We start from the raw sequence: 211 nt of genomic DNA, 5'->3' as shown, positions 1-211 counted from the left end.
ACCCCGCCCTTGAGCGCGCCAGCCATGGCACCATAGCCGGCGCCACTGGTGCCCAGCGCGAAATCGGCGCCAGCAGCGGCCAGCGCGGCGATGCCCAGATCACGATAGGGTGGCTCCGTCCCCCAGCCCTTGGCCCCGCCGTTGCCCAGGTCATAGAGAATGGCAGCCGGCACGATCGGCGACACCGGCACCCCCTGTTGCGCCAGCCCGC

General features: G+C 72.0%; 1 protein-coding gene. It reads right to left on the bottom strand.

Features of this window, described 5'->3' with window-relative positions; translation table 11 throughout:
• On the bottom strand, positions 1-211 hold a 211-nt coding region (locus H926_RS28600), incomplete at both ends, for a P1 family peptidase (protein ID WP_043610332.1).

The organism is Novosphingobium sp. B-7, assembly GCF_000410615.1.
GTDB lineage: Bacteria > Pseudomonadota > Alphaproteobacteria > Sphingomonadales > Sphingomonadaceae > Novosphingobium > Novosphingobium capsulatum.
Note: the sequence above shows the minus strand (reverse complement) of the source record. Positions and strands in the feature narration are given on the sequence as shown.